The sequence below is a fragment of the Flavobacterium cutihirudinis genome (assembly GCF_003385895.1).
Taxonomy (GTDB): domain Bacteria; phylum Bacteroidota; class Bacteroidia; order Flavobacteriales; family Flavobacteriaceae; genus Flavobacterium; species Flavobacterium cutihirudinis.
The window spans coordinates 133991-160426 of sequence record NZ_QRDQ01000007.1 but is presented as its reverse complement, the minus strand read 5'-3'; the positions used below and the strand labels follow the sequence as shown (position 1 = coordinate 160426).

Sequence of the window (26436 nt, the reverse complement as noted above, 5' to 3'; positions counted from 1 at the left end):
ATAATAAATAATATTCCTTATATTTGTAATAGAATGTTTATTATTTTTTAATTATATTTGATTATGACTAGTGTAATTACAGGCGACATTATTGGCTCACGACAGCAAAAATCGAATCATTGGGTTGATGATTTAAAAAAGATTTTAAGTCCATTTGGTGCAACACCAAGTCAATGGGAAGTTTATAGAGGTGATGAATTTCAAATTGAAGTCAAAAACCCCGAAGAAGCTTTATTGACAGCTATTTTGGTAAAAGCGCATTTACGCGCTATCAAATCGGATGCCCGCATGAGTATTGGTTTTGGAGATAAAACGCATAATGCTGAAAAAATATCAGAAAGCAATGGTTCTGCTTTTATACATTCGGGAGAGCTTTTTGAAACATTGAAAAAGCAAAAAGTGACTTTAGCCTTAAGAACAGCAAATGCTGAAATGGATGAAAAGTTGAATTTAATGCTTCAGTTGGCATTAACTTTTATGGATAACTGGCTTGCGCAATCTGCCGAATTTGTTGCTTTAGCGATCGAAAACCCAAATTTATCTCAAGAAGAACTTGGGCAAAAATTAGGAATTAATCAAGCTGCTGTGAGCCGAAGACAAAAACGCGCCCAATTTGATTTGGTCATGAATTTAGATCGATATTTTAGAACTCAAATAAAACTGCTTGCCCCATGATTTTATTCGTAAAACTGCTTTTAGCACATTTATTAGGTGATTTTATCTGGCAGCCAAATTCATGGGTTGCCGACAAAGAAATTAAAAAACATAAAAGTCCTTACTTATATGTTCACGTTTTGCTTCATGGAGTTTTGGCAGCAATTCTGGCGGGAGAAATTCGTTTTATACCCTATGCCGTTTTAATTGCTGTTACACACGGAATCATCGATTTAGTTAAACTGAATTTTCAAAAAAACAAAACCAAACGTACTTGGTTTGTTGTCGATCAAATTGCACATTTATTGGTTTTAATTGCAGTTGTGCTAGTTTATGAAAATAAAACTCTCATTCATTTTTGGCAGAATAACGAATTTTGGGTTCTGTTTACGGGCTTTTTATTGGTAACCAAGCCCACTTCTATTTTCATTAAAACCATTATTTCAATCTGGAGTCCTGAAAGTCAAAATAGTCAACAGGACAATTCGCTTGCCAACGCAGGTAATTACATTGGCATTTTGGAACGTCTTCTTATCGTTTGTTTTATTCTGACCAATCACTTTGAGGCAATAGGATTTTTATTGGCTGCAAAATCTATTTTTAGATTTGGAGACCTAAAAGAAGCCAAAGACAGGAAACTTACTGAATATGTAATGATTGGAACCTTAATTAGTTTCGGAATTGCAATCGTCGCCGGACTTATAATCCAGGCACTTCTGTTACAATTGCCCTAAAACTTTTTTATTGATTGTTTTTATTAAAGCTGGTCCTTCGTAGATAAATCCAGTGTATAATTGTACTAAACTTGCTCCTGCATTTAATTTTTCAATCGCATCATCAGCAGAATGAATTCCTCCTACTCCAATAATTGGGAACGCTTTATTGCTTTTTTCCGAAAGAAAACGAATCACTTCTGTAGAACGTTTTGTTAATGGTTTTCCAGATAAACCTCCCATTTCAGAGTGATTTGCAGATTGTAAACCGTCTCTCGAAATTGTTGTATTTGTTGCAATTACACCCGCAATTTGGGTCGTTTTTACAATATCAATAATGTCTAATAATTGCTCATCTGTTAAGTCTGGAGCAATTTTTAAAAGAATTGGTTTTACTTTTTGAGTGCTTGTTTTTTGCTTTTCAACATTTCTGTCTTGCAATGTCTGCAATAAAGCTGTTAAAGGTTCTTTATCTTGAAGCGCTCTTAAATTTGGTGTATTTGGCGAACTTACATTCACTACAAAATAATCAACATGATCAAACAAGGCATCAAAACAAATGATATAATCGTCGACAGCATTTTCGTTTGGTGTTACTTTGTTCTTTCCGATATTTCCTCCAATCAAAACACTCGAATTCTTTTTCAAACGTTCTACGGCTTCAATAACGCCGCCGTTATTAAATCCCATTCGGTTAATAATCGCCTGATCTTCTTTTAAACGGAACAAACGTTTTTTAGGATTTCCTTCCTGGCCAACAGGAGTTACAGTTCCAATTTCAATAAACCCAAAACCAAAATCTCCAAGTTCTTTATATAGCTTGGCGTCTTTATCAAACCCAGCAGCAAGTCCAACAGGATTTTTGAATTTAATTCCGAAAACTTCTCTCTCTAAACGAGCATCTTTTACTTCGTAAATCGACCTTATAATTGACGAAACTCCTGGGATTTTTGAAATGAATTTAACGAATGAAAAAGTAAAATAATGCACTTCTTCAGGATCAAACCAAAAAAGTATCGGACGAATTATCAATTTATACATGAGAATATTGTTGTGTTGTTTTCGGATGCAAATTTAAATATTATAGTTTAAAAAGGTACTTTTTTATAAAAACAAATTAAAGGAGTTTTAATCTCCATTTTAATTTCTATAAAAATGAAACTTTTTATAAAAACGAAAAATCATGTTGCAAAATCTAGTTTTTAACGTTGCAGATTCTAAAATGAAACCACTTCGGGTATTTTTAAAACCTGACTTGAATCACTAATTAATTATTTTTGAAGTATTTACAAAAACTATCACAAATCATCATTATCCAAAACAAAGCTGCGCTTTTTCAGCAGATAATTTTTTTTTTTTGCAAAAAACTCATCAACATTTAAACTTAAAGATTATGAAAAACATTAAAGTTTCAGCTCTTACAAAAAGTTTTTTTCTAATTGTGTTATGCTTGTTACTTGGTACGACTTCTAAATTATTTGCGCAGGCAGATCCTCAGCAAGTCACTAAAGAAACTTTTAAAGGGAAAATAGCTTTAGACATTAGAGATTCAAAAAGTGATTGGGCTCCATATTTGCCTAAAAAAGCGCCAGCAGGTGCTCCAAACATCTTATTTATTTTATACGATGATACCGGAATGGCTGCTTGGTCTCCTTATGGAGGTGCCATCAACATGCCAACCATGCAAAAATTAGCCGATAACGGAATTACCTACTCGCAATGGCATACAACAGCTTTATGTTCTCCTACCAGATCAACATTACTAACCGGACGTAACCATCATTTAAATGGAATGGCCGCGATCACTGAAACGGCAGATGGATATCCGGGTGCAAGCGGAAGAATACCAAAACAAGCCGCAACTATTGGGCAAATACTTCAGGATAATGGATGGAGTACCTTTTGGGTTGGAAAAAATCATAACGTTCCTGAACAAGACATCGCATCAGGAGGACCAAGAGTTACATGGCCGCTACAAATGGGATTTGATCGTTTTTATGGTTTTCTTGGAGGAGAAACCAATCAATGGTATCCTGATTTAGTAGAAGACAATCATTTTGTTGAACCACCGGCAACGCCAGAAGAAGGTTATCATTTATCTAAAGATTTAGCCGATCATGCATTGGAATTTATTAAAGACCAACAAGCAACAAATCCTTCTAAACCATGGTACATGTGGTATTGCCCGGGAGCAAACCATGCACCACACCAAGCTCCTGAAGAATATATTGCAAAATATAAAGGTAAATTTGATGAAGGTTACGATGCTTATCGTAAATGGGCACTTCCTAGAATGATTGCGAAAGGAGTACTTCCTCCGGGAACAAAATTCGACAACTTTAATCCTATGCCTCCTGGAGTTGCAAATCCAGCAGATAATGTGTTAGACTGGAATAAATTAAAACCGGAAGAAAAAAAATTATTCTCAAGATTGGCTGAAGTTTATGCTGGTTTCTCAGAATATACAGATGCGCAAGTTGGCCGTATTATTGATTATTTAGAAAAAACCGGACAGCTGGAAAATACTTTAGTAATTTATGCTGCTGATAACGGTGCTTCTGGTGAAGGTTCTGAATCAGGTTCGGTAAATGAAAACAAATTCTTCAACGGTTATCCTGATGAATTAAAAGAAAATTTAAAATATATCGACAAACTAGGAAGTCCAGACACTTACGAACATTATCCAACAGGATGGGCCGCTGCTTTTTCTACTCCATTTAAAATGTTCAAAAGATACAGCCAATATGCCGGAGGAACATGTGATCCTTTAGTAATGTCATGGCCAAAGGGAATCAAAGCAAAAGGCGTTGTTCGTGATCAATTTCATCACTCTACTGACATTGTTCCGACAATCTTAGATGTTTGTGGTTTAGAAATGCCGAAAGAATATCATGGAGTACAACAATATCCATTATCCGGAGTTTCTATGCGCTATACTTTTGATGCGGCTCCCAATACAAAAACTCAAAAACACATTCAATATTTTGCAATGCTAGGAAGCCGCGCTTTATGGAAAGATGGCTGGAAAGCGGTTGCACTTCACGCTCCTCTTGGTGGAAAAGGTCATTTTGATCAAGATGTCTGGGAACTTTATAACACTGATGTAGATCGATCAGAATCGAACAACTTAGCTAAAAAATATCCAGATAAATTAAAAGAATTAATTAAAGACTGGGACGACGAAGCCGCTAAAAATCTAGTTTTACCTTTAGACGACCGTTCTGCAATCGAGGTTTTAGGAACCGAAAGACCTTCGTCTGAAGCACCTCGTGATCTCTATAAATATTATCCAGGAACTTCTCCTGTACCTGAAGGTGTAGCGGTTAATGTTCGTGGACGATCTTATAAAATTGTAGCCGATGTCGATGTAAAAGATGCCAATGCTTCCGGAGTACTTTTTGCTCATGGATCTCGTTTTGGAGGGCATACTTTATTCATTAAAGACCAAAAATTAAATTATGTATACAATTTCTTAGGAATTGCACCTGAACAAAGATTTACTTCAAATGTGACCATTACTCCTGGAAAACATGTTTTTGGAATGGAATTCAACCGCGAAAAAGCTGGTCCAAATGGTGAATCACTCGGAACTATGAAACTTTACATCGATGGAAAAGAAGTGGCGTCAGGACCAATGCGAACACAATCCGGTAAGTTTACGCTTTCTGGTGATGGACTTTGCGTAGGATTTGACAGTGGCGACGCTGTTAGTAAAGAATACAAAACTCCTGGCACTTTTAAAGGCGGCGAAATTTTAGGCGTAGGCGTTAATGTTGGGAAAATTGAATATTCTGACTTGAATAATGAAGCCAAAAGAGCTTTAGGAAGAGACTAATTATTAAAACAAAAAAAGAGGTATTTTATGAACAGTAAAACTGACAGAAATACCTCTTTTTGTTTCTGATTTCATAGAAGCTTTATCTTAAAATAAAATTTCATTAATAATGCTTTCCAATGTCTTACACAAAAATCTCTTTCTTAATAATCCTTATTATCCTGACTTCAATTTTTTCTAATAAAAGTACTGCTCAGGAAAATGAAGAAAAACCTTTTAGTCCGCATCATCAAATAGGCATTTCAATTAATCATGTTCATGTTTTTGAAGGTCGGGATGATGAAGGAAATCGTGAGGTTTTAAGTCTTCCTGCTTGGGGATTAGATTATACTTTTCAATTTCACGAAAAATGGGCAATCGGTCTTCATACTGATTTTATAATCGAAAAATTTAAAGTAGAAAAAAACCTGGAAAGCGGAGATGAGAAAGAAACCGTTGAACGAAGCTATCCAATTGCACCCGCTCTAATGGGAATTTATAAACCAAACGAACATTGGGGTTTTCTTTTAGGTTTTGGAGGCGAATTTGCTAAAGAAGAAAATTATTTCCTAACAAGAGCCGGAGTCGAATATGGATATGAACTACCACAAGGCTGGGAAATTTTTGGGACTGTAAGTTATGATTTCAAATGGAATGCCTATGATAGCTGGGGAATTGGTTTAGGAATCGCAAAAAACTTTGGAGGAAAATAATATTATAAAAACCAATTATGTATCTATATAAAACAAATAAGACCGTTTCGATTTCAAAATTTCTTTGGACATTCTTAATGCTTTTAATTGGTTTAAATGGAATGGCACAGCTTGAAAAAGAAAAAGACACTACTAAACTGATCAATGTAAGCTACGGCAAAAAAGGTATTGAACTAAGAACCAGAGACGATAAATTTCTTTTCCAATTGCAAAGCAGACTTCAATTCCGATTTTCTACACCCAATGATACAGATCCTTTAACTTATGATGATTACAGTCAGGATACAAAAACAACTTTTAAAATCAACAGAGCAAGATTAAAAGTCGGCGGACACGCTTTTCATCCTTGGCTGAAATATTATTGGGAATATGAACTCAGCCAATCAAATTTATTAGATTTTAGATTGATGGTTGAAAAATGGGAATGGCTCAGTTTTAAAGCTGGTCAATGGAAGGTAGAATATACCCGCGAACGTTTTATAAGCAGTGGCGAGCAGCAAACAGTTGATCGCTCTTTAATCAATCGTCCCTTTACTGCTGACAGACAAATGGGAGTTGAAGTATACGGCCATCTTAAAGGCGCCGGCATTGCTGATTTTAATTACTGGGCAGCAGCACTAACCGGAACCGGACGAGGAAACACAGCAAATGACGATGGAAATCTAATGTATTTTGGTCGCGCACAGTGGAATTTTCTAGGAAGATTTCTTGACTTTGAAGGTAGTGATTTAGAATTTCATGAAAAACCAACTCCAATTATTGCTATTTCAGGCTTAACAAACCGAAGCCCCTACACTCGATTTTCTCAATCCGGAGGAGGATCTTTAGAAGGCTTTGAAAATGGTCTTCCAGGTCAATATCGGGTAAATCAATGGAATATCGAAAGCGCATTTATGTACCGCGGTTTTTCATGGCAAAGCGAATTACATACAAAGAAAATAATAGATAAATTAAATTTTGACGACACTACAACATTAAGAGGTTATTATGTTCAGGCTGGTTATTTCTTTAATAATGTTGTTGAATGGTGGCCAAAAAAATTAGAAATGGCTGCAAGACATGCAGGATACCGTCCTGATAATTCAATCAAACAAAACTCACAAGAAGAAACTACTATTGCTTTTAATTGGTTCTTCAATGGCCATAAAAACAAATTGACTTCAGAAGTCAGTTATTTTAGTTTTCAGGATAAAACATTGCCTTTAGAACAAGGCTGGCGCTTTAGAATTCAATGGGATATTTCATTATAACAAACAAGAATCTTAACCGATTTATAGTTAAATTTTAAAGGAGAATTCATTTTTTTAATAACTTTATAAAACTAAAACTCTGAAAATGAAAAATATAACCAAAACAATAAAAAAAACGGTTTGTATGCTTTTCGTGGGATCGCTTTTTATGATTTCAATTGACAGTTTTGCACAACGCGGCCGAGGCGGTTTTCATGGTGCTGGAGGCGGCGGTGGAGGCGCACACAGAGCTGGCGGTGGAGGTGGCGCACACAGAGCCGGCAACGCAGCTGGCGCAAGACCAACACGCGAGGCAAGACCTGCCACACAAAACAGACCAGCAATAAACAAATCTGTATCAAGACCAGGAGCTAATAATAGCGGCACTAAAATAAACAGACCATCTAATGCTTCTAACACAAAAATCAATAACAATAGAAATACAGTAAATAATAGAAATTCTAATTCCGGAAACAGAATCAATAATTCCGGAAACAGAAATACTAATATAAGTGGCAACACTGTGAACAGAAATAGAAATAACGTCAATATTAACGTGAATAACAGTGTTCATGTCCGCAATAACCGAAATACTATAGTTAGACCTGGACCAAGACCCTATGTGCGACCACCTTACCGATATGGCGGTTACAGATACAATTGTTACCACCCTTATTACCCACGTCCGTACAGACCTTTTTACTGGGGACCAGTTTGGCATCCGTGGGGATTTTTCGTGGCAACGTTAGCAACTACGGCGATTATTGTTAGTGTTGAAAACCAAAAGTATCATTATGATCAAGGAGTTTGGTACAGTTCTACGAGCGGAGGTTATACAGCAGTTCCTGCACCAGTTGGCGGTACTGTAAATAATATTCCAAGTGGAGCAGAAACCGTTAATACGGGAACCGTAAACAATTATTACTACGGTGGGACTTACTATGAAAAAGACGGAAGCAGCTATAAGGTAGTTGCACCAACAGCCGGAACAATAGTCGAGAATTTACCTGAAGGAGGTGAAGAAGTTACTATTGGTGATGCAAAATATGTAAAATTTGGTGAAACGTATTATCAACCCGTACAAGTTGATGGAAAAGATAAATATGAGGTTGTTTCAGTTGAAAAAGATAGTTAAAAAAATTAGTCTATAAATTCTATAAAATAAATAGACTATTCTAATCTTATTTTTATAATTTTATCACCCTATTAACAAACCAGAATATATTAAAACTAATATCAATGAAAAATAAAACCTACTGGATATTCGCACTGCTGACTATTTCAATTATTTCAATTGCTTACGGATTCACAAAATTAGGTGTTTCGAAGGAAAAAAAAGAAGTAGCAATGGATTGTGCAGAAACTCCAAATACGACAGAAGCATCTGCGTTTAAACCCACTATTGAAAACAAAAACAAACCAACAGGAAAAGCTCCAAAAGGAATGGTTTGGATTCCAGGCGGAGAATTTTCAATGGGATCAAATGTCGAAGACGAAAGCTTGTGCAGTATAAAAGGTGTTACCAAAGATGCCGCTCCTATTCATCGTGTTTATGTTGATGGGTATTATATGGATCAAACCGAAGTTACAAATGAAGAATATGAAAAATTTGTAAAAGCTACTGGTTATATAACAGTTGCAGAACAAAAACCAACTAAAGAAGAATTCCCTACCGCTAACGAAGAAGATTTAATAACCGGATCGGTTATCTTTACTCCTACACCTAGTGCTGTGAATTTAAACAACTTTTTGCAATGGTGGCGCTATGAACCAAATACAGACTGGAAACACCCTGAAGGTCCTCAAAGCACTATCAAAGGAAGAGAAAAATATCCTGTTGTACATATCGCTTACGAAGATGCAGCTGCCTATGCAAAATGGGCAGGAAAAAGACTTCCAACTGAGGCTGAATGGGAATTTGCCGCCAGAGGTGGAAAAACCGGAAATCTATACGCTTGGGGAAATTCATTAAAACCTAACGGAAAATTTCAGGCTAATATTTATCAGGGGCATTTCCCTATAAAAGATGGCGATACCGGTGAAGATGGTTTTAAAGGAATAGCTCCTACTGGTCAATATGCGCCAAATGCTTATGGATTATATGATATGGCCGGAAATGTTTGGGAATGGGTTAACGATTGGTACAGCGTAGATTATTATAAAAGCCTTGCCGAAAGTGGACAAACAGCAAAAAACCCTCAAGGACCGGACGCATATAATGATCCAACTGATCCAACTCAGATTAAAAGAGTACATAGAGGAGGTTCATTTTTATGTACTGACCAATATTGTACGCGATACATGGTTGGGACACGAGGAAAAGGCGAAATTCGATCTGCAGCCAATCACCTAGGCTTTAGATGTGTCAAAAGCAAATAATTAAAAATATAGAGAAAAGAGATTTATAAATTTATAGATCTCTTTTTTTTGTTATAAACTGCAAATAAAATTTAAAATCATACCATTGAAAAATTTCTATATTTGCTAAAAAAACAAAATAATGCAACATATCATAGATCGTTTTATCAGTTATGTAACAATTGATACTGAATCTGATCCAAATTCACAAACTACTCCAAGTACAGAAAAACAATGGAATCTTGCCAATAAATTAGTTGAAGAACTAAAAACAATTGGATTGCAAGATGTTACTATTGATGACAAAGCCTATATCATGGCAACCTTGCCAAGCAATGTTGATCATGAAGTTCCAACAATTGGTTTTGTGTCTCATTTTGATACTTCGCCTGATTTTAGCGGAGCGAATGTAAAACCTCAAATTATTGAGAATTATGATGGAAAAGATATTATTCTGAATGCGGAAAAAAATATCGTTTTATCTCCAAATTACTTCAAAGATTTACTTTTATATAAAGGCCAAACGATTATCACAACTGACGGAACAACTTTGTTAGGTGCTGATGATAAAGCCGGAATTACAGAAATTGTTTCGGCAATGGAATATCTTATTCAGCATCCGGAAATCAAACACGGAAAGATCAGAATTGGTTTTACTCCTGACGAAGAAATTGGCCGTGGAGCACATCATTTTGATGTCGAAAAATTTGGCGCGCAATGGGCATACACCATGGACGGAAGCCAAATTGGCGAATTAGAATATGAAAATTTCAACGCTGCCGGAGCTAAAATTACTTTTAAAGGAAAAAGTGTTCACCCAGGTTATGCAAAAGGAAAAATGATCAATTCAATGCTTCTGGCTAATGAGTTTATCAATGAACTTCCGAAAGGAGAAACACCTCAGGAAACAAAAGGTTACGAAGGTTTTTTTCATGTTCATCACATTAAAGGAAATATTGAAGAAACAGTTTTAGAATTGATTATTCGCGATCATAACAAGAAAAAATTCGAAAAACGAAAAGAACTTATTTTCAAAATTGCGAAAAACTTCAATAAAAAATTCGCGAAGAAATTTGGTGAAGACATTGTAATTGCGGAAGTAAAAGACCAATATTACAATATGAAAGAAAAGGTTCTTCCTGTAAAACATATTGTTGACATTGCTGAAAAGGCAATGAGAGAATTAAACATAAAACCAATCATAAAACCTATTCGAGGCGGAACTGACGGTTCTCAATTATCATTTATGGGATTGCCTTGTCCGAACATTTTTGCCGGCGGACATAATTTCCATGGAAAATACGAATATGTTCCTGCAGAAAGCATTCAAAAAGCAACTGAAGTAATTGTGAAAATTGCTGAATTGACTGCTGTTCCAGGAATTTTTGATGTTGCAGAAAAAGCCAAAAGAACAAAATAATTGGAAGCAAAACCAGAAAATAAAGGCATGTGGAAATATGGCGGACAGTGGGAAGAAGAATTGATCCTGCTTAAAGCCATTATTGACAAAACAGTCCTGACTGAAACCACAAAATGGGGCGGTCCAGTATACGTTTATGAAAAGAAAAACGTAATTGGTTTAGGCGGTTTTAAGGATTACTTTGCTATCTGGTTTTTCAATGGTGTTTTTCTGAAAGACGAAAAAAAGAAACTTATTAACGCTCAGGAAGATGTAACAAAATCATTACGTCAATGGCGTTTTAAATCGAAAGAAGAAATAAACGAAAAAGAAATCCTGGAATATATAGCTGAAGCAATTGAAAATGAAAAGCAGGGTAAAATTATAAAACCTTCAAAAAAAGAAGCCATTATTTCTGAACTTCTTGAAAAAGAAATGAATCAGAATCCAGCTTTAAAAGATGCTTTTCAGAAATTCTCTCCTTATAAACAATATGAATTTTTAGAATATATTGAAACAGCAAAACAGGAAAAAACCAAGCTTTCGAGAATTGAGAAAGTTATTCCGATGATTTTAGCAAATGTTGGACTGAATGATAAATACAGGTAGAATTTGAAAATTCCAATATTAGAAAACCTTTGTCAAAGTTTTAAACTTTGACAAAGGTTTTTTCTTTTTTTTATAATACTAACAAAATTCAACCTAAAGGTTTAGCATAAAGTTTGTCATTTCGACGAAGGAGAAATCTTCACAAGAAACTCTACAAAGATTGCGGAGCTACTAACGAAGATTTCTCCTTCGTCGAAATGACAAAAACGTAGTGAATACGATTAAAAACAAAAAAAATCCCAAACTCCTTTTGGAATTTGAGATTTTCAAATATTGCAATTTAAAAAATTATGCCTTTTTATTTAAAGCAGCACTTAATTCTAAAGAAATAGCTGAACGCTCTAATTTTAACTTTCCAGACATTGTTTCAATAACAACTGTAGTTTCAGCTAATTCAGCAATTTTACCGTGGAAACCACTTTTTGTAACTATTTTGTCACCTACTTTTAGGCTGCTTTCAAATTCTTTTTCGTTTTTTGCTCTTTTTTGCTGTGGTCTAATCATGAAGAAGTAAAGCACTACAAACATTAGTAGAAATGGCGCAAATTGAGTTAATTGTCCCATAATTTAAATTTGTTTTTGATTTATATTTAATATTCTTTTTTTAGAATTTGTTCAGTAAAATTGAAAATTATTTCCAATTACATTAATCCCCTTCCCACTTTTACCATTTTTTTATTGGCAGTAAGTTCTTTTACAAGGTTATCTAAAATTCCGTTGATAAAAATACTGCTTTTTGGTGTAGAATACTCTTTTGCAATCTCTAAATATTCGTTAAGAGTTACTTTTACAGGAATTGACGGGAATTTCAAAAATTCACAAATTGCCATTTTCAAGATAATTGTATCGATTTCTGCAATACGCTCGCTATCCCAGTTTGGCGTTTTATCATCATATTCTTTAGCTAAAACTGCTTCGTTTAAAACTGTACGTCTAAATAAATCTTTTGCAAAATCTTTATCCTCAACGTCTTTATATAATTTCGGAACTCTAAAAGCATCCGGATCTTCCGTTTTGATTGCTTTCAATTGTTTTATGATATGCGTATTTACTACCGGAATATCATCAACCCATGTTAATTTATCGTCTTCAAGATATTCGTATAATTTCTCATTCGGAACAATAACATTTTCAAACAAGTCAATTATAAATTGTCTGTCTTCTTCAAAAGTATTAACAGTATTGCTCATGTATTTTTTATACAAATCGCTTGCTTTAATATCATTTAAAAGCAAAATAATATAATCATCATTTAATGACCAGTTATTGATTTTACGATTTTCTAAAGCGATACTAAGCGAGTTGCTTTCGGCAAGAAGTTGAAAAATTTTATTCTTGATAAATTTTTCATTAGGGTTACGTTCTGCTGCAGTTGCAAGGTGTTTTTTACTTGATAAATGCAGAAATACAGATTCTTTTTTGCAAATTTCAATCAATGAAGAAAGCATTATAAGATATAAGTCCTGAATATTGTCAATACTGTAAAAAAGAAATTTTTCTTCTTTTTCCATATTATCAGAACCGCTTTGATGCATTGCATAAATGGATTGCATTACTTTAACGCGTATGTGTCTTCTATTTACCACCTTGTAAGAACATTTAAAAATTAGTCTGCAAAATTAGGAATTTCAATCTTGATATTAAAATTAATTCGTAAAAAAGTCATGGTTTTAGTGGTCAGTATCAGTATTTACTGTTCAGTCGAAATATGGAGATAAAAAAAATCTCAGTTTACAGATAAAACTGTAAACTGAGACTGAGACTATAAACTGAACACTAAAAAAGTGAACACTGAACACTTAATTATTTCGCTGCGTTTTCTATTTTTCTCGCATCGATACGATTTTGAGCAATTGTAAGCGCCGCTTTATGTGTTGTAATACCGTTTTTCACAGCATAATCGATAATTTCTAAAGTAGTGTTATAGATATTTTCGGTTTTACTCATGATTTCCGCTTTACCGTAGTTTGCTAATTCAGCATAAACATTGATAATTCCTCCAGCATTGATCAAGAAATCTGGCGCATATAAAATACCTCTTTCTTGTAATCTTGCACCGTGAACATTTTCATCAGCCAATTGGTTATTTGCTGCACCAGCAATAACTTTAGCTTTAATTTTATCTACAGTATTATCATTGATGATTGCTCCCATCGCACATGGCGCGTAAATATCAACATCAGCAGTGTACAAATCTTCACCTGTATAAATTGTGGCGTTGTATTTTTGAGCTACTTCATATAATTTTTCTTCGTTGATATCTGAGATTGTAACCTTCGCTCCTTCTTTAGTCAAATACTCAACCAAAGCTTCACCTACGTGTCCAATTCCCTGAACCAATACTTTTTTCCCATCTAAAACATCAGAACCAAACTGACTTTTAGCAGCAGCTTTCATTCCTAAATAAACTCCGTAAGCTGTTACAGGAGAAGGATTTCCAGAACCACCTCTTTCTTCAGAGATCCCAGTAACATAAGGCGTTACGTCTCTTACAGTATCCATGTCTTTTGTTTCCATTCCAACATCTTCAGCAGTAATATATCTTCCGCTTAAAGAGTGAACAAATTCTCCAAACTTACGCATCAACTCAGGCGTTTTCTGTGTTTTAGCATCTCCAATAATAACCGCTTTACCTCCACCAATATTAAGTCCGGTAATAGCAGATTTATAAGTCATACCTCTTGAAAGGCGTAAAACATCATTTAAAGCTTCCCATTCTGTGTTGTAATTCCACATTCTGGTACCTCCCAAAGCTGGTCCCATAACCGAATTATGAATACCAATAATTGCTTTTAAACCTGTATCTTTGTCATTGCAAAATACAATTTGTTCGTGATCGTCAAAAGATAATTGACCAAAAACAGGATCCATTTTTTGAAGTTCCTTTCCAGTTGCGAAAGTTGCATCCATAGCGCTAGTATTAATTAGTTAAAATTATGAATTTGTCAAAAAGACTTCTCAAACATAATTAAAAAATACACATGTGCTAATTTTTTATCTTTAAAATAACAATTTTACAATATAATTGTTTTGATTAAATTGCAATTTATTATAATTTTAATTAATTATAATTCATAATTTTAAATCAATTCAATACCACATTTCTTAAAAAAATGAAAGAATTAAGCTATTTAAACAAATATTTCATCAAATATAAATTCAGTTTCTCATTCGGAATTTTAATCACCATAATCGCACAAATATTCTTTTTATTTACTCCAAAATTGGTGAGTCATTCTTTTGATGTTATTGAGCGCTTTCTAAAACTATCAGAAGCCGATCAAAATTCTTCTATTATCAGGGATTTTTACAAACAAGACCTGATTCATAATGTATTACTAATCATCGGAAGTGCAATTGTAGCTGGTTTTTTAACCTTTTTAATGCGTCAGACTTTAATTGTAATGTCACGTCACATTGAATTTGATTTGAAAAATGAGGTTTTCAAACAATATGAAATGCTTTCGCAGAATTTCTACAAACAAAATCGTACGGGAGATTTAATGAACAGAATTAGCGAAGACGTTTCAAAAGTCAGGATGTACGTTGGGCCGGCAGTTATGTACACGATCAATACATTTATTCGTTTTGCTATCGTTATTATATATATGTATAATGTTTCGCCTTTGCTGACTTTATATACGATTTTGCCACTGCCTATTTTATCGTATTGTATTTTCAAACTGAGTTCAGAAATCAATAAACGAAGCACAACGTTTCAGCAATATTTATCTAAAGTTTCAAGTTTTACTCAGGAAATTTTCTCTGGAATTCGAGTTATAAAAGCATATTCATTAGAAAATCAGCACCAAAACAACATGATTGATCTTGCTGATGAAAGCAAGCGCAAAAGTCTGGATTTAGCCAAAGTTCAATCTTTATTTGGTCCTTTAATGATCGCCTTAATCGGAATTAGCAATTTGGTTGTGATTTATTTTGGAGGAGTAATGTACATTAATGGAAGCATTCCGAATATTGGAACAATCGCCGAATTTATTTTGTACGTGAATATGCTTACGTGGCCTGTAGCTTCTTTAGGCTGGGTTTCATCGATGGTTCAGGAAGCCGAAGCTTCGCAAAAACGTTTGAATGAGTTTTTAAAAATTGAACCGGAAATCAAAAACAACAATCCAAATTCATCGGAAATTCAAGGATCAATTGCTTTCGAAAATGTGAGTTTTACATACGAAGACACCAATATTGAGGCATTAAAGAATGTAACATTTACTGTTAAAAACGGAGAAACATTAGCCATTTTAGGTAAAACCGGATCTGGTAAATCGACTATATTATCTTTGATTTCCCGATTGTATGATGTTACGGAAGGAAGAATTACGATTGACCAAAACGAAATAAGCACTTTGAATCTAAATGATTTGAGAAACAACATTGGAATTGTACCACAAGATGCTTTCTTATTTTCAGATACTATTAAAAACAACATCAAATTTGGAAATCAAAATGCGACCGATGAAGAAGTTATGGAAGCAGCAAAAAACGCTGTAGTTCACGATAATATCATCGCTTTTAATAAACAATATGATACCGTTTTAGGTGAAAGAGGTATCACTTTATCGGGCGGACAAAAACAACGTGTATCAATTGCTCGTGCTATAATTAAAAATCCGGCGATTTTACTTTTTGATGATTGTCTTTCTGCAGTCGATACTGAAACAGAAGAAACGATCTTAAATAATTTATTTGAAATTTGTAAAAATAAAACTACAATAATTGTAAGTCACCGAGTTTCATCAGCTAAAAATGCCGATAAAATTATCATTTTAGAAGATGGTAAGATTATTCAACAAGGTTCTCATAATCAATTAATAAATCAGGAAGGTTACTATTCGTCGTTATATTTAAAACAACTTTCGGAAAAAGAATTACTTTAATTGTTGTGTAATAGATAATTTTTTATGATTTTTGATTACTATTAATTCCAAAAAATGATAGAACGTATTATGAGAGAAAATGACATGTTAGAAAAAGAAGAGATTTTTTCTAAAGTATTACGCGCAGGAAGAAGAACTTATTTCTTTGATGTGAGAGCTACAAAAGCTGACGATTATTACATCACAATTACCGAAAGTAAAAAATTTACTGAAGAAGATGGTTCTTTTCATTTTAAAAAACACAAAATTTACTTGTACAAAGAAGATTTTAGTGCTTTTGCCGAAATACTAGAAGAAATGACTTCATATGTCTTGAACCACAAAGGCGAAGAAGTAATTTCTGAAAGACACCAAAAAGATTTTAAAAAAGAATACAGTTCTGAGAAAACTGAAGGACAAAGATCTAGTTTTACAGATATTGATTTTGACGATATTTAGTCCCAAATAACTTTTTAGAAAGTACAAGTCCAATTTGTTTAGCATTTTGGACTTTTTTTATACATTTAAATTCTATAATTTTAGTCGAGGTAAAATTTTAGATTTTAGTCAAGAAGCCTTAGGGTCAGATTTTAGATTCTGAAAATAAATCTATAAAACATTCAAAAATGAACAAATTAGCCCTTTTACTTTGTTTTCTATTTATTAGCATTTCTTCATTTTCTCAAAAAACAGAATACGAAACCAAATCCAATATTCAATACTATAATTCAGCGACAAACAAATCTGACAGTTATATAAACGAAAGATGCGTTTTAGATATTTATTATCCCAAAAACAGCAAAAATTTCGCAACAATTGTCTGGTTTCACGGTGGCGGATTGACCGGAGGAAACAAAGAAATTCCGGAAGCTTTAAAGAATAAAGGCTTTGCAATTATTGGCGTTAATTATAGGCTTTCGCCGAAAGTAAAAGCCGAAAAAGCGATTGAAGATGCAGCAGCGGCGGTAAGTTGGGCTTTTAATAATATCAGCAATTATGGCGGTGATTCTTCTCAGATTTTCGTCTCTGGACATTCGGCTGGAGGATATTTGGGAATGATGATTGGTTTAGATAAAAAATGGCTCCAAAAAGAAGGAATTGATGCCAATAAAATAGCTGGATTAATTCCGTTTAGCGGACAATGTATTACACATTTTGAAATTAGAAAACAAAACGGAATTCCAGAAAAACAGCCAACAATAGATAGTTTAGCGCCTTTATTTCATGTTCGCGCAGATGCACCTCCACTTTTATTAATTACCGGAGATCGCGAAATGGAAATGCTCGGTCGATATGAAGAAAATGCTTATATGGCAAGAATGATGAAACTTGTTGGTCATACAGAAACTAAACTTTATGAATTAGATGGTTACGGTCACGGAATGACTGAACCGGGTTTTCCACTTCTGGTAAATGAGGTAAACCGAATTTTAAAAGAGAAACAAACTAAAAAATAAACACAATAAAAATCCACGGCAATGGACACACAGTTATTGATTTTACCCGGATTAGGAAATTCCGGAGATAAACATTGGCAAACCTTTTGGCATGAAAAATTTAAAAACTCAATTCGTTTGGTTCAGGACAATTGGGACGAACCTGTTCGCGAAGATTGGATTTCCCGCTTAAACGAAGAAGTTGACAAACTAGAAAATCCAACAATTTTAGTTGCGCATAGTCTTGCGGTTTCTTTAGTATTGCATTGGGCAGAAAACAATTCGAACAAAAATATTATTGGTGCTTTATTGGTCGCTCCTGCAGATGTTGACTCACCAGAACATACTCCGGATATTATCCGGAATTTTTCACCAATGCCGCTTTATAAATTACCATTTCCATCAATTGTTGTCGCTAGCGAAAATGATCCTTATGCTTCTTTCGAAAGAAAACAATATTTTGCAGAAAAATGGGGAAGTGATTTTGTGAACGTTGGCCAACAAGGACACATCAATTCTGATTCCGATTTAAAATACTGGGAAGAAGGACAAGTGATTTTGAATCAGTTGATTGAGAAGATTTCTTAGTTTACAGTCGCAGTATTCAGTCGCAGTTTGCAGTTTTGAACTGGGACTTAATACCGACACTGAGACTGAACACTGAGACTGCGACTAAAAACTATCCTATACGCAGTCCATTTTCAATCTTAAAATCCGGTGCTAATAAAATAACATCTCCCTCCTCGCCTACAGCGCCAAGAACCAGACATTCGCTCATAAATTTCCCGATTTGTTTTTTCGGAAAATTTACAACGGCAACGATTTGTCTGTTTACCAAATCTTCTTTTTTATAACGCTTTGTAATTTGCGCCGATGATTTTCGGATTCCGATTTCGGAACCAAAATCTATTGTTAATTGAAAAGCCGGTTTTCTTGCTTCAGGAAAATCATTTACCTCAACAATAGTTCCTACTCGCATATCGGTTCTTTCAAATTCATTCCAGGTTAAATCCATTTCTAAAATTGTTTATTTACAAACCTATAAATTTTGTAACTAATCTAACTAATTCTATAACCCCTTTTTTAGGACTTCAATTAATTTTACTCATCATCTTTTTAAACTAACAGTAAAAACATATAAAATGGAAAATAATTTAATAAGTCCCGGAATTTCTCTTAAAGATTTTGATTATGAAGTCAACAAATCGAATAGTGATAAATATATTGAAACAGCAAAAAATGTAAAACTTTACGTAAGAGATTACGGAAAAGGAAAACCGGTAATTTTAATTCACGGATGGCCGCTTTCTAACGAAATGTGGGAGTATCAAACAGAATTTTTGGTTCAGAATAATTACAGAGTAATTGCTTATGACCGTCGTGGTTTTGGTAAATCATCTCAACCTTGGGATGGTTATGATTATGATACTTTGACAGATGATTTAAGCGAAATTATTGAGCAACTGCAATTAGAAGACGTGACTTTAGTTGGTTTTTCTATGGGAGGTGGCGAAGTTGTTCGATATTTCAGCAGACATCAAGGAAAAGGCGTTACTAAAGCAGCTCTAATTTCGTCAATTATTCCATTTTTAGCAAAAACGGAAGACAATCCTGAAGGACGTCCAAAAGAAAAAGGAGAATCTAGTGCTGCGGCAATTAGAGAAGACAGAATTGGTTTTTTGGATAATTTTGGTAAAATATTCTTTGGTGTAAACATCATCAACAAACCTTTAAGTACACCATTATTAGAATATTACAGAAATTTGTGTTCAGTGGCTTCTCCAAGAGCAACTTTACAATGTGCCGAATCGTTAAACAACACCGATTTTAGAGATGAACTTCATACTATCAAAGTTCCAACTTTAATAATTCATGGAACTGACGATAAAAATGTTCCTATTGAAATCAGTTCAGAAAAAACAGCAAAAGCAATAGAAAACAATACTTTCATTGTTTACGAAGGCGCTCCACACGGGCTTTTTTACACTGAAAAAGACAAATTAAATAAAGATTTACTTGAATTTTTGAATTCATAAAAATAGGTTTAGCCACAGATTAAAATGATTTTATAAAGTTGAAATCAGTATAAAATTTAATAATCATTTTGATCTGTGAATCCCGATAGCTATCGGGAGTAGCTAAAAAAATTAAACAGCATAAGAATTCTTTCTTGTGCCCTTTTATTTACAGAAATTTAAAGCTATTTTTGAGAATAAATTATCTGTAAAAATGGCACGAACTCCTTCAAATATGATTCCGCTTGGAACGATTGCTCCTGAATTTTATTTAAAAGATACCAATTCAAACAACAGCTATTCCTTTGAAGATTTGAAAGGTTCAAAAGGAACGCTTGTCATTTTTATGTGTAATCATTGTCCTTTTGTGCTTCATGTTATTAGAGAAATCGTAATGATTGCAAACGATTATCGCGTTCAGGGATTGGGAATTGTCGCTATTTCAAGTAATGATATTGAAAAATATCCTGAAGATTCACCAGAAAAAATGACTGAATTTGCATTTCAAAACAAAATTGATTTTCCGTATCTATTTGACGAAAGTCAGGAAATTGCGAAAGCCTATGACGCAGCTTGTACACCGGATTTCTTTTTGTTTGACAGCCAAAACAAATTATTTTACAGAGGTCAATTAGACGATTCAAGACCCGGAAATGGAATTCCGCTAAGCGGAAGCGATTTAAGAAGTGCCATTGATGCCTTAATTTACAACCGAACTCTAAGCGATATTCAGAAACCTAGTATCGGCTGTAATATCAAATGGAAATAAAGCTTTTTCGCATTAAAAAAGTTTTCTTATCTTTGTAAGCTAAATTCAACAACACTCATTGTGAGCACTATAACAATAATTACAGTTTCATTTTTGCTGTTTTCTTTAACAAGAAGACCAATGACTGCTGTATTTGTGTCACATAGTAAGGCCTTTATTCATTAGGCCTCCGTCTATTTCATTTCTTCTTTCAGGCGGAGGATTTATACCACATTAAAACATTCAATTATTTGACAAAATCAATTTTGGTCAGGTATTTTTTTGTTTTTCCTTATTTAAAGCAATTTGAAAATTGAACCTTAAAAAGGCTTGCAACAGCTTATGCTTTAAATTACAAAAGAAGAAAAATCATTCAAAAAAATATTAAAACAAACAGATATGAAACCAATACCTTCTTTCACGAAATCAGATTATCAATTTTTAAGAGAATTGATTTTAAAAAGTAAAAATTCAACAAATACAAAAGAAGCGAATCAGCTTTCTCAGGAACTGGATCGCGCCGTTATCAGTAAAGAAAGTGAATTAGATCCTTCAGTGATCCGTATAAATTCTACGGTAACTATTGAAGATGTCAAGGCACAAAAACAAATGAAAATACAAATTGTTTTACCTTCATCTGCCGACTTAAAGCAATCAAAAATTTCAATTCTAGCGCCTCTAAGTGTCGCAATTATTGGTTTTAAAGAAAACGATCAGGTTGATTGGGAATTACCAGCTGGAATTAAAACTTTAAAAATAGTTGCTGTTGACAATTCTGAAGTACATACTTCATAACTTTTTAAACACCTCATTTATATGAAGGTGTTTTTTTATATCTGTTTAAAAAAGAAAAACGATTCAATTAAATTATTGAATCATTTTTCTTTTTTTTCTTCAAGAGCAAATTACAATTGCGAATGAATATAGTTTGTAATCGAAGCCATTTTAACATCATCTAACTTCGCTTTTTTCTGCATTTTTACTAAAATTGGCCCCCATTCTTCCTTAGTATATTTCTTAGGGTCCTTTAATTTGTGACATCTTGCACAGTTATTTTCATATAAGCTTTTACCTTCGGCAAGTTCCGGAGTTAGTTCTACTGTTTTTACAGTTTCAGCAACAGGTGGTGTTGCTGGTGCAGCTGGTGCTTTTTTTGTACCGCACGAAACTAAAAATAATCCTATAGCGGCTAGTGTTAAAATTTTTGATTTCATTGCTCGTGTTTTTTTTTATTAAGTAAATATAAAAAAATCCCACATGCCGTGGCATGTGGGATTACTATTTAAAACAATACTAAATTGCTTCTAAATTCTTATTTAACGTCCATTAATTCAACATCAAAAATCAAAGTTGCGTTTGGTGGGATAACACCTCCAGCACCTGATGGTCCGTATGCTAAATCAGATGGAATTACAAAACGAGCTTTGTCTCCAACTTGCAATAAAGCGATACCTTCATCCCATCCTTCGATAACCTGTCCAATTCCTAATTTGAATTCGATTGGTTTTTTTCTCGGGTAAGAAGAATCAAAAACTTTTCCGTTTTCTAAAGAACCTTCGTAGTGAACAGAAACTGTTTTTCCTGCTTCAGCTCTTTTACCTTCCCCTTTTTGAATCATTTTATAACGTAAACCACTTTCAGTTTTATCAAAACCAGCAGCTAATTGTTCCATTTTTGCTTCAGATTCTGCTTTTAAAGCTGCTTCTCTTTTTAGACGAGCACCTTTTAAACCAATGAAAGCTTCGATAGCATTAAATTTCTGAGCTTCCTCACCAACTCTGATAATTTCTACTGAATCTAAGTTATCACCTTGAGCAACAGCATCAACGATATCTTGTCCTTCAACAACATATCCAAAAACACTATGTTTACCATCTAACCAAGGAGTTGGAACGTGAGTGATGAAAAATTGAGAACCATTACTTCCAGGTCCAGAATTTGCCATAGATAAAACTCCCGGACGATCGTGTTTTAAAGTTGGGTGAAATTCGTCATCAAATTTATATCCAGGATCTCCAGTTCCAGTTCCTTTTGGACATCCTCCCTGAATCATAAAATCAGCGATTACTCTGTGAAAGTTTAATCCGTCATAGAATTTTTGTCCTTGAGGTTTTACTTTATTTTCCATATTACCTTCTGCAAGAGCTACAAAGTTCCCTACAGTTCCAGGTGTTAAATCGTGAGTCAATTTTACTAAAATCGAACCTTTGCTAGTGTTGAATTTAGCGTATATTCCGTTTTCCATTGTTGTTATTTTTAATTTCAACGCAAATTTACAAATTAATTTTTTAATGAATTTGCGGTTTTGTTATTTAGTCCCGACGTTTCGGGATTGATTTATAAGTAATTCCGTAAACCGCTAAAGCAAGTAAAGATAAAACCATACAGCCAATTGCTACAGCGTGCCATCCGCCCAATTTCCACAACAATAATCCGTATGCAGATCCGGCTGCTGTTCCTAAAAAGCTGAACGACATAAAAACCGTATTTAATCTATTTCTTGCTTCGGGCAATAATGAATAAACTCTGGTTTGATTCGAAATGTGAACACCTTGAATTCCTATATCGATAAATACAATTCCGATTGCAATTCCTATTACACTTTCAATTGAAAAATAAAAAATCAAAAAGCTTATTAAAATCAGTAAGCAGCCATAACCAACTGCAATTCTTGAATTTCCTTTGTCTCCAATTTTCCCAACCAAAGGCGCCGCCAAAGCTCCGGAAGCACCTACAATTCCAAACAAACCAATTGTTGCACTATTAAAATGAAACGGTTCGCCCGAAAGCAGCAAAACCATCGTTGTCCAGAATGCGCCAAACTGAGCAAAACTGAAAACATTAATCATAGTGGCTTCACGCAAAACCGGTTGCGTTTTTATAAGTGTAAAAAGGGATTGAATAAGCTGACCGTAAGTTCCCTGAAACTGCGGTTTATTTACCGGAAATTTATTCTGAATAACAAAAAAGATCAAAAGACAAATTCCGGCCGCGATATAAAACATGGATCTCCATCCTAAAACCTGACCAATAAATCCGCTTAAAGTTCTGGAAAGCAAAATCCCTACTAAAAGCCCGCTCATAATTGTTCCTATGACTTTTCCTCGCTGTTCCGGCGTGCTTAAAGAAGCGGCCAAAGGCAGAATAAGCTGCGGTACAATCGAGGTAATTCCGATTAATAATGAAGCGGCTTGAAGAATAAAAAAGCTTTTTGCCGTTGCAGCAATCAACAAAGCAATTACTGATGCAAAAGTTGTCATTAAAATTTGCCTTTTTCGTTCAATTTTATCGCCAAGTGGCACCATAAAAAATAATCCAATCGCGTAACCTGCCTGAGTCAGATAAGTTATTGTTCCGGCATTCGCTTCAGGAATTTTAAATTCGTTGGCAATTAAAACAATCAAAGGCTGGCAGTAATAAAGATTTGCAACTATAAGACCAGTGCAAACTGCCATAAACAGTACATTAGTTTTTGATAAATTCATGGTGCAAAAATACCAATCTAATCTTTAGCAAAACTTTAAAAAATCTATAAATTTTTCAAAATGAAGTTCAGAACAAAGCATTTTTGCATCAATTCTGTTGTATTTAGGGTTTCAAAAAGTCCTCACGAATAGGACTAAAAACATCAGTAAGCATTCCGGTTTCGAGGCAAACAACGCCATGAATAGCGTGAGGCGGAATATAGAAACTATCTCCTTCTTTTAATGTTTGCGTGACGCCGCTGATCGTTACATCAAATTTACCACTTGCAATATACGTTACCTGCGAATGATAATGTTCATGCAAAACACCGATTCCACCTTTTTCGAAGTGAACATTTACAAGCATTACTTTCTCATCAAAAGCCAGAATTTTGCGTTTGATTCCTTCTCCAACTACTTCCCATTCTATCTCATCTCCTTTTATAAACTCTTTACTGGTTGCCATCTCTATTTGTTTTTAATGCTTTGACTATCTTTCCTCATTAATTCCAATCCTTCTGCTAAGTTATTGTCTTTAAAATACTTTTCAAGTTCTTTAAGCCTTCTAATATTATCATATTGAAAACCGGAGTTCAGTTTTCTTTGGCAAAGCGAACATAATCTAAGAGAATGTTCATCAGTTTCTGACATACTATTAGTACCATTCATAACACAATTGGCTTCAATACAATGATGAAGTCCAAACATATGACCAATTTCATGCGAGCATATTTTCAATAATCTCGATAAACTTAAATCAGGATTAGTTTCATCCTTCATTCGGTGCATAGAACTTACCGCAATTTTATCTCTGTAAGAGGCCAATCCAAAAACGTAATTCCATTCCGGTTTTGGATACAAATCTTTTTCCGTTATGGCCATTAGCGCAATTCCTCTTTCAGGTTTCTCTTTTTTTAGAATACTATCCAAAATATAACCTGCTAAAAATTGTTCCTGCCCTACGTCACCAATTCGTCTGGCATGTTTTGGAATTATATCATTTGAAATTGGATTCAGAATCTTTGTTTTCAACTGAAAAAATATTTCCAAATACTGACGAACCAATTCAATTTGTTTCATTTGCCTTTTATCAAATTGACCGAGTGGTTGCAAATAAATAATGTTTTCATTTTTAGTTGGGACAATATGTTTTGTCTTTAAAAATTGTTCAAAACTTTGTCCTTTTTCTTTATGAGAATACAACCAATCGCCAAAAACAGGCTCGCCAAGTTTTACATCATTTGCCTTTATATCAACAAAATAAGGATCTGGAGGAAGATCTAAAACTGGATTCAAATCCTGGTTTTCTTTTTTATCTGATTGACATCCACAAAAAATCACAAATACCAGAAAGAGAAGTTTCTTCATAAATTATGTAATGAATTTTTTAATGCAAATGACGGTTCGATCATTGGCATTTTTTTTCTATTTTGATAAAATATTTCAGAATAAAAAAAACGTTAGATTAATTCTTTAAAAATAAACTTTTCATCATAATCAACTTCAAATTTTTCAAGAAAGTTAATATATTCCTCTTTAAAAGTTTTCTTTTCATGGTGCATTTCCTGATTCCCTATATAGTCAGCAACTACACTTAATTGAGATTTGCTATATGAAAATGCGCCGTATCCTTCCTGCCATTCAAAATGAACGGTTGTGAATTTATTTTCGTTTATCCATTTTGATGAATTTTGCTTTATTCATTTCATTAATTCTGCTAGTGATTGTGCAGGCCTTGTTCCGATTAAAATATGAATATGATCTGAAACTCCATTGATTGCTAAAAGCTTGTGATTATTGTTTTTAATAATTCCGGAAATATATTTATATAAATCATTTTTCCAGTTTGTATGTATAACCGCTTGTCTATATTTTACGGCAAAACCGAAATGAATATGTATTTGTGTGTAGGTATTTGCCATAATAATTTTAATGATAAATTTATTTTTTATCTCTTTTCAAATATATAAAAAAGAAAGAATATTCCTTCTTTTTATTTAGCGAATAATGTATAGTCCCTACGGGACATTTGAACCTACATCTTGTGTTTTTTCTACCGATATTTTATCCCTAACGGGATATCATATTGAATTTACTTAGAACTTATTAAAGGAATTACAAAGAAAGTTCCGGTAGGAAAATAATATCGGTAGAAATATTTTATTCGCACTTATTGTTTTGTCCAGTAGGAACTACACATAAAAAGAGTTTTAATAAAATATTGAAAAAAAATATTTACCATTTGTCCACAAAATAAAAATTTCCACAAGAAAAAAGTATCGATAAAAAAAGTTCCAGTAGGAACAAAATATCGGTAGAAAAAAAGATAGAGCTAAGCTCAAATGTCCCGTATGGACTATATATACAGGGAGTTATAACAAAAAATATTGATAAAAAACATATTTACCATTTG

General features: G+C 33.8%; 26 protein-coding genes and 1 pseudogene. 16 read left to right on the top strand and 11 right to left on the bottom strand.

What is annotated here, in order from left to right; genetic code table 11:
• Positions 1-63: 63 nt before the first annotated feature.
• Positions 64-675 (top strand): SatD family protein, encoded by a 612-nt coding sequence (locus BD847_RS00715; RefSeq protein ID WP_115886356.1) that lies wholly within the window; start codon positions 64-66, stop codon positions 673-675.
• Positions 672-1388, top strand: coding sequence for a DUF3307 domain-containing protein (locus BD847_RS00710; protein WP_115886355.1), 717 nt, complete (start codon positions 672-674; stop codon positions 1386-1388). Before BD847_RS00715 ends, BD847_RS00710 begins: the two co-directional genes overlap by 4 nt.
• Here BD847_RS00710 and BD847_RS00705 read toward each other — a convergent pair.
• Positions 1374-2408 carry a quinone-dependent dihydroorotate dehydrogenase gene (locus BD847_RS00705; protein WP_115886354.1) on the bottom strand — a complete coding sequence of 345 codons (1035 nt, stop codon included), beginning with the start codon at positions 2406-2408 and terminating at the stop codon, positions 1374-1376. The two genes, BD847_RS00710 and BD847_RS00705, sit on opposite strands and share 15 nt — an antisense overlap.
• Before the next feature lie 352 nt (positions 2409-2760).
• Between BD847_RS00705 and BD847_RS00700 the strand changes: the two genes are divergently transcribed.
• The 7 genes from BD847_RS00700 to BD847_RS00670 all read left to right on the top strand — a co-directional run bounded on the left by BD847_RS00700 (position 2761) and on the right by BD847_RS00670 (position 11489).
• Positions 2761-5202 carry an arylsulfatase gene (locus BD847_RS00700; protein ID WP_115886353.1) on the top strand — a complete coding sequence of 814 codons (2442 nt, stop codon included), beginning with the start codon at positions 2761-2763 and terminating at the stop codon, positions 5200-5202.
• A gap of 119 nt (positions 5203-5321) precedes the next feature.
• A complete protein-coding gene (locus tag BD847_RS00695; RefSeq protein ID WP_115886352.1) occupies positions 5322-5894 on the top strand; it encodes a hypothetical protein in 573 nt (190 codons plus the stop codon).
• A 17-nt stretch (positions 5895-5911) separates the two neighbouring features.
• On the top strand, positions 5912-7144 hold the full coding sequence (locus tag BD847_RS00690; RefSeq protein WP_115886351.1) for an OprO/OprP family phosphate-selective porin: 1233 nt from the start codon (positions 5912-5914) through the stop codon (positions 7142-7144).
• Between the two features lie 85 nt (positions 7145-7229).
• A complete protein-coding gene (locus BD847_RS00685) occupies positions 7230-8258 on the top strand; it encodes a DUF6515 family protein (protein WP_115886350.1) in 1029 nt (342 codons plus the stop codon).
• A 104-nt stretch (positions 8259-8362) separates the two neighbouring features.
• A complete protein-coding gene (locus BD847_RS00680; RefSeq protein WP_115886349.1) occupies positions 8363-9502 on the top strand; it encodes a formylglycine-generating enzyme family protein in 1140 nt (379 codons plus the stop codon).
• Between the two features lie 121 nt (positions 9503-9623).
• On the top strand, positions 9624-10901 hold the full coding sequence (pepT, locus tag BD847_RS00675) for a peptidase T (RefSeq protein WP_115886348.1): 1278 nt from the start codon (positions 9624-9626) through the stop codon (positions 10899-10901).
• Between the two features lie 27 nt (positions 10902-10928).
• Positions 10929-11489: a YdeI/OmpD-associated family protein gene (locus BD847_RS00670; RefSeq protein ID WP_115887302.1), complete on the top strand. Its 561-nt coding sequence runs from the start codon at positions 10929-10931 to the stop codon at positions 11487-11489.
• Positions 11490-11777: 288 nt separating this feature from the next.
• On the opposite strand, the gene yajC is transcribed toward BD847_RS00670, so the two are convergent.
• From yajC to BD847_RS00655, 3 genes are all read right to left on the bottom strand, one after another.
• Positions 11778-12053, bottom strand: a complete 276-nt coding sequence (gene yajC, locus BD847_RS00665) for a preprotein translocase subunit YajC (protein ID WP_115886347.1) — start codon at positions 12051-12053, stop codon at positions 11778-11780.
• 77 nt (positions 12054-12130) lie between these two features.
• Positions 12131-13042 (bottom strand): transcription antitermination factor NusB, encoded by a 912-nt coding sequence (gene nusB, locus BD847_RS00660; RefSeq protein ID WP_115887301.1) that lies wholly within the window; start codon positions 13040-13042, stop codon positions 12131-12133.
• Between the two features lie 250 nt (positions 13043-13292).
• On the bottom strand, positions 13293-14399 hold the full coding sequence (locus tag BD847_RS00655) for a Glu/Leu/Phe/Val family dehydrogenase (protein WP_115886346.1): 1107 nt from the start codon (positions 14397-14399) through the stop codon (positions 13293-13295).
• Positions 14400-14602: 203 nt separating this feature from the next.
• On the opposite strand from BD847_RS00655, the gene BD847_RS00650 reads away from it, so the two are divergent.
• From BD847_RS00650 to BD847_RS00635, 4 genes are all read left to right on the top strand, one after another.
• Positions 14603-16381: an ABC transporter ATP-binding protein gene (locus BD847_RS00650; protein WP_115886345.1), complete on the top strand. Its 1779-nt coding sequence runs from the start codon at positions 14603-14605 to the stop codon at positions 16379-16381.
• A 69-nt stretch (positions 16382-16450) separates the two neighbouring features.
• Positions 16451-16819, top strand: coding sequence for a PUR family DNA/RNA-binding protein (locus tag BD847_RS00645; RefSeq protein ID WP_115886344.1), 369 nt, complete (start codon positions 16451-16453; stop codon positions 16817-16819).
• A gap of 167 nt (positions 16820-16986) precedes the next feature.
• Positions 16987-17817 carry an alpha/beta hydrolase gene (locus BD847_RS00640; RefSeq protein WP_115886343.1) on the top strand — a complete coding sequence of 277 codons (831 nt, stop codon included), beginning with the start codon at positions 16987-16989 and terminating at the stop codon, positions 17815-17817.
• Positions 17818-17838: 21 nt separating this feature from the next.
• The gene (locus tag BD847_RS00635; RefSeq protein ID WP_115886342.1) at positions 17839-18384 is read left to right on the top strand and encodes an RBBP9/YdeN family alpha/beta hydrolase; all 546 of its coding nucleotides are present in this window, start codon (positions 17839-17841) and stop codon (positions 18382-18384) included.
• A 91-nt stretch (positions 18385-18475) separates the two neighbouring features.
• On the opposite strand, the gene BD847_RS00630 is transcribed toward BD847_RS00635, so the two are convergent.
• Complete coding sequence (locus tag BD847_RS00630) at positions 18476-18811, bottom strand: tRNA-binding protein (protein ID WP_115886341.1); 336 nt, start codon at positions 18809-18811, stop codon at positions 18476-18478.
• A 127-nt stretch (positions 18812-18938) separates the two neighbouring features.
• On the opposite strand from BD847_RS00630, the gene BD847_RS00625 reads away from it, so the two are divergent.
• The 3 genes from BD847_RS00625 to BD847_RS00615 all read left to right on the top strand — a co-directional run bounded on the left by BD847_RS00625 (position 18939) and on the right by BD847_RS00615 (position 21354).
• Entirely contained in the window at positions 18939-19832 is an 894-nt protein-coding gene (locus tag BD847_RS00625; protein WP_115886340.1) for an alpha/beta fold hydrolase, read from the top strand.
• Between the two features lie 193 nt (positions 19833-20025).
• The gene (locus BD847_RS00620; RefSeq protein ID WP_115886339.1) at positions 20026-20580 is read left to right on the top strand and encodes a thioredoxin family protein; all 555 of its coding nucleotides are present in this window, start codon (positions 20026-20028) and stop codon (positions 20578-20580) included.
• 378 nt (positions 20581-20958) lie between these two features.
• Complete coding sequence (locus BD847_RS00615) at positions 20959-21354, top strand: GreA/GreB family elongation factor (RefSeq protein ID WP_115886338.1); 396 nt, start codon at positions 20959-20961, stop codon at positions 21352-21354.
• A 110-nt stretch (positions 21355-21464) separates the two neighbouring features.
• On the opposite strand, the gene BD847_RS00610 is transcribed toward BD847_RS00615, so the two are convergent.
• The 6 genes and pseudogenes from BD847_RS00610 to tnpA all read right to left on the bottom strand — a co-directional run bounded on the left by BD847_RS00610 (position 21465) and on the right by tnpA (position 25945).
• Complete coding sequence (locus BD847_RS00610; protein WP_115886337.1) at positions 21465-21773, bottom strand: c-type cytochrome; 309 nt, start codon at positions 21771-21773, stop codon at positions 21465-21467.
• A 98-nt stretch (positions 21774-21871) separates the two neighbouring features.
• The gene (locus BD847_RS00605; RefSeq protein ID WP_115886336.1) at positions 21872-22804 is read right to left on the bottom strand and encodes a peptidylprolyl isomerase; all 933 of its coding nucleotides are present in this window, start codon (positions 22802-22804) and stop codon (positions 21872-21874) included.
• 67 nt (positions 22805-22871) lie between these two features.
• A complete protein-coding gene (locus BD847_RS00600; RefSeq protein WP_244201536.1) occupies positions 22872-24014 on the bottom strand; it encodes an MFS transporter in 1143 nt (380 codons plus the stop codon).
• Positions 24015-24147: 133 nt separating this feature from the next.
• Positions 24148-24489, bottom strand: coding sequence for a cupin domain-containing protein (locus BD847_RS00595; protein ID WP_115886334.1), 342 nt, complete (start codon positions 24487-24489; stop codon positions 24148-24150).
• Between the two features lie 2 nt (positions 24490-24491).
• Complete coding sequence (locus BD847_RS00590) at positions 24492-25391, bottom strand: Zn-dependent protease (RefSeq protein ID WP_115886333.1); 900 nt, start codon at positions 25389-25391, stop codon at positions 24492-24494.
• Between the two features lie 92 nt (positions 25392-25483).
• Positions 25484-25945: pseudogene (gene tnpA / locus BD847_RS00585) on the bottom strand (IS200/IS605 family transposase).
• Positions 25946-26436: the final 491 nt, after the last annotated feature.

Coding starts and splice junctions, on each gene's coding strand:
- nusB (WP_115887301.1), bottom strand. CDS start 13,042: ATGCAATCCATTTATGCAATGCATCAAAGCGGTTCTGATAATATGGAA.
- BD847_RS00695 (WP_115886352.1), top strand. CDS start 5,322: ATGTCTTACACAAAAATCTCTTTCTTAATAATCCTTATTATCCTGACT.
- BD847_RS00595 (WP_115886334.1), bottom strand. CDS start 24,489: ATGGCAACCAGTAAAGAGTTTATAAAAGGAGATGAGATAGAATGGGAA.
- BD847_RS00690 (WP_115886351.1), top strand. CDS start 5,912: ATGTATCTATATAAAACAAATAAGACCGTTTCGATTTCAAAATTTCTT.
- BD847_RS00625 (WP_115886340.1), top strand. CDS start 18,939: ATGGAAAATAATTTAATAAGTCCCGGAATTTCTCTTAAAGATTTTGAT.
- BD847_RS00590 (WP_115886333.1), bottom strand. CDS start 25,391: ATGAAGAAACTTCTCTTTCTGGTATTTGTGATTTTTTGTGGATGTCAA.
- BD847_RS00700 (WP_115886353.1), top strand. CDS start 2,761: ATGAAAAACATTAAAGTTTCAGCTCTTACAAAAAGTTTTTTTCTAATT.
- BD847_RS00680 (WP_115886349.1), top strand. CDS start 8,363: ATGAAAAATAAAACCTACTGGATATTCGCACTGCTGACTATTTCAATT.
- BD847_RS00620 (WP_115886339.1), top strand. CDS start 20,026: ATGGCACGAACTCCTTCAAATATGATTCCGCTTGGAACGATTGCTCCT.
- BD847_RS00685 (WP_115886350.1), top strand. CDS start 7,230: ATGAAAAATATAACCAAAACAATAAAAAAAACGGTTTGTATGCTTTTC.
- BD847_RS00650 (WP_115886345.1), top strand. CDS start 14,603: ATGAAAGAATTAAGCTATTTAAACAAATATTTCATCAAATATAAATTC.
- BD847_RS00605 (WP_115886336.1), bottom strand. CDS start 22,804: ATGGAAAACGGAATATACGCTAAATTCAACACTAGCAAAGGTTCGATT.
- BD847_RS00710 (WP_115886355.1), top strand. CDS start 672: ATGATTTTATTCGTAAAACTGCTTTTAGCACATTTATTAGGTGATTTT.
- BD847_RS00645 (WP_115886344.1), top strand. CDS start 16,451: ATGAGAGAAAATGACATGTTAGAAAAAGAAGAGATTTTTTCTAAAGTA.
- pepT (WP_115886348.1), top strand. CDS start 9,624: ATGCAACATATCATAGATCGTTTTATCAGTTATGTAACAATTGATACT.
- BD847_RS00715 (WP_115886356.1), top strand. CDS start 64: ATGACTAGTGTAATTACAGGCGACATTATTGGCTCACGACAGCAAAAA.
- BD847_RS00610 (WP_115886337.1), bottom strand. CDS start 21,773: ATGAAATCAAAAATTTTAACACTAGCCGCTATAGGATTATTTTTAGTT.
- BD847_RS00705 (WP_115886354.1), bottom strand. CDS start 2,408: ATGTATAAATTGATAATTCGTCCGATACTTTTTTGGTTTGATCCTGAA.
- BD847_RS00670 (WP_115887302.1), top strand. CDS start 10,929: ATGTGGAAATATGGCGGACAGTGGGAAGAAGAATTGATCCTGCTTAAA.
- BD847_RS00630 (WP_115886341.1), bottom strand. CDS start 18,811: ATGGATTTAACCTGGAATGAATTTGAAAGAACCGATATGCGAGTAGGA.
- BD847_RS00600 (WP_244201536.1), bottom strand. CDS start 24,014: ATGGCAGTTTGCACTGGTCTTATAGTTGCAAATCTTTATTACTGCCAG.
- BD847_RS00655 (WP_115886346.1), bottom strand. CDS start 14,399: ATGGATGCAACTTTCGCAACTGGAAAGGAACTTCAAAAAATGGATCCT.
- BD847_RS00635 (WP_115886342.1), top strand. CDS start 17,839: ATGGACACACAGTTATTGATTTTACCCGGATTAGGAAATTCCGGAGAT.
- BD847_RS00640 (WP_115886343.1), top strand. CDS start 16,987: ATGAACAAATTAGCCCTTTTACTTTGTTTTCTATTTATTAGCATTTCT.
- yajC (WP_115886347.1), bottom strand. CDS start 12,053: ATGGGACAATTAACTCAATTTGCGCCATTTCTACTAATGTTTGTAGTG.
- BD847_RS00615 (WP_115886338.1), top strand. CDS start 20,959: ATGAAACCAATACCTTCTTTCACGAAATCAGATTATCAATTTTTAAGA.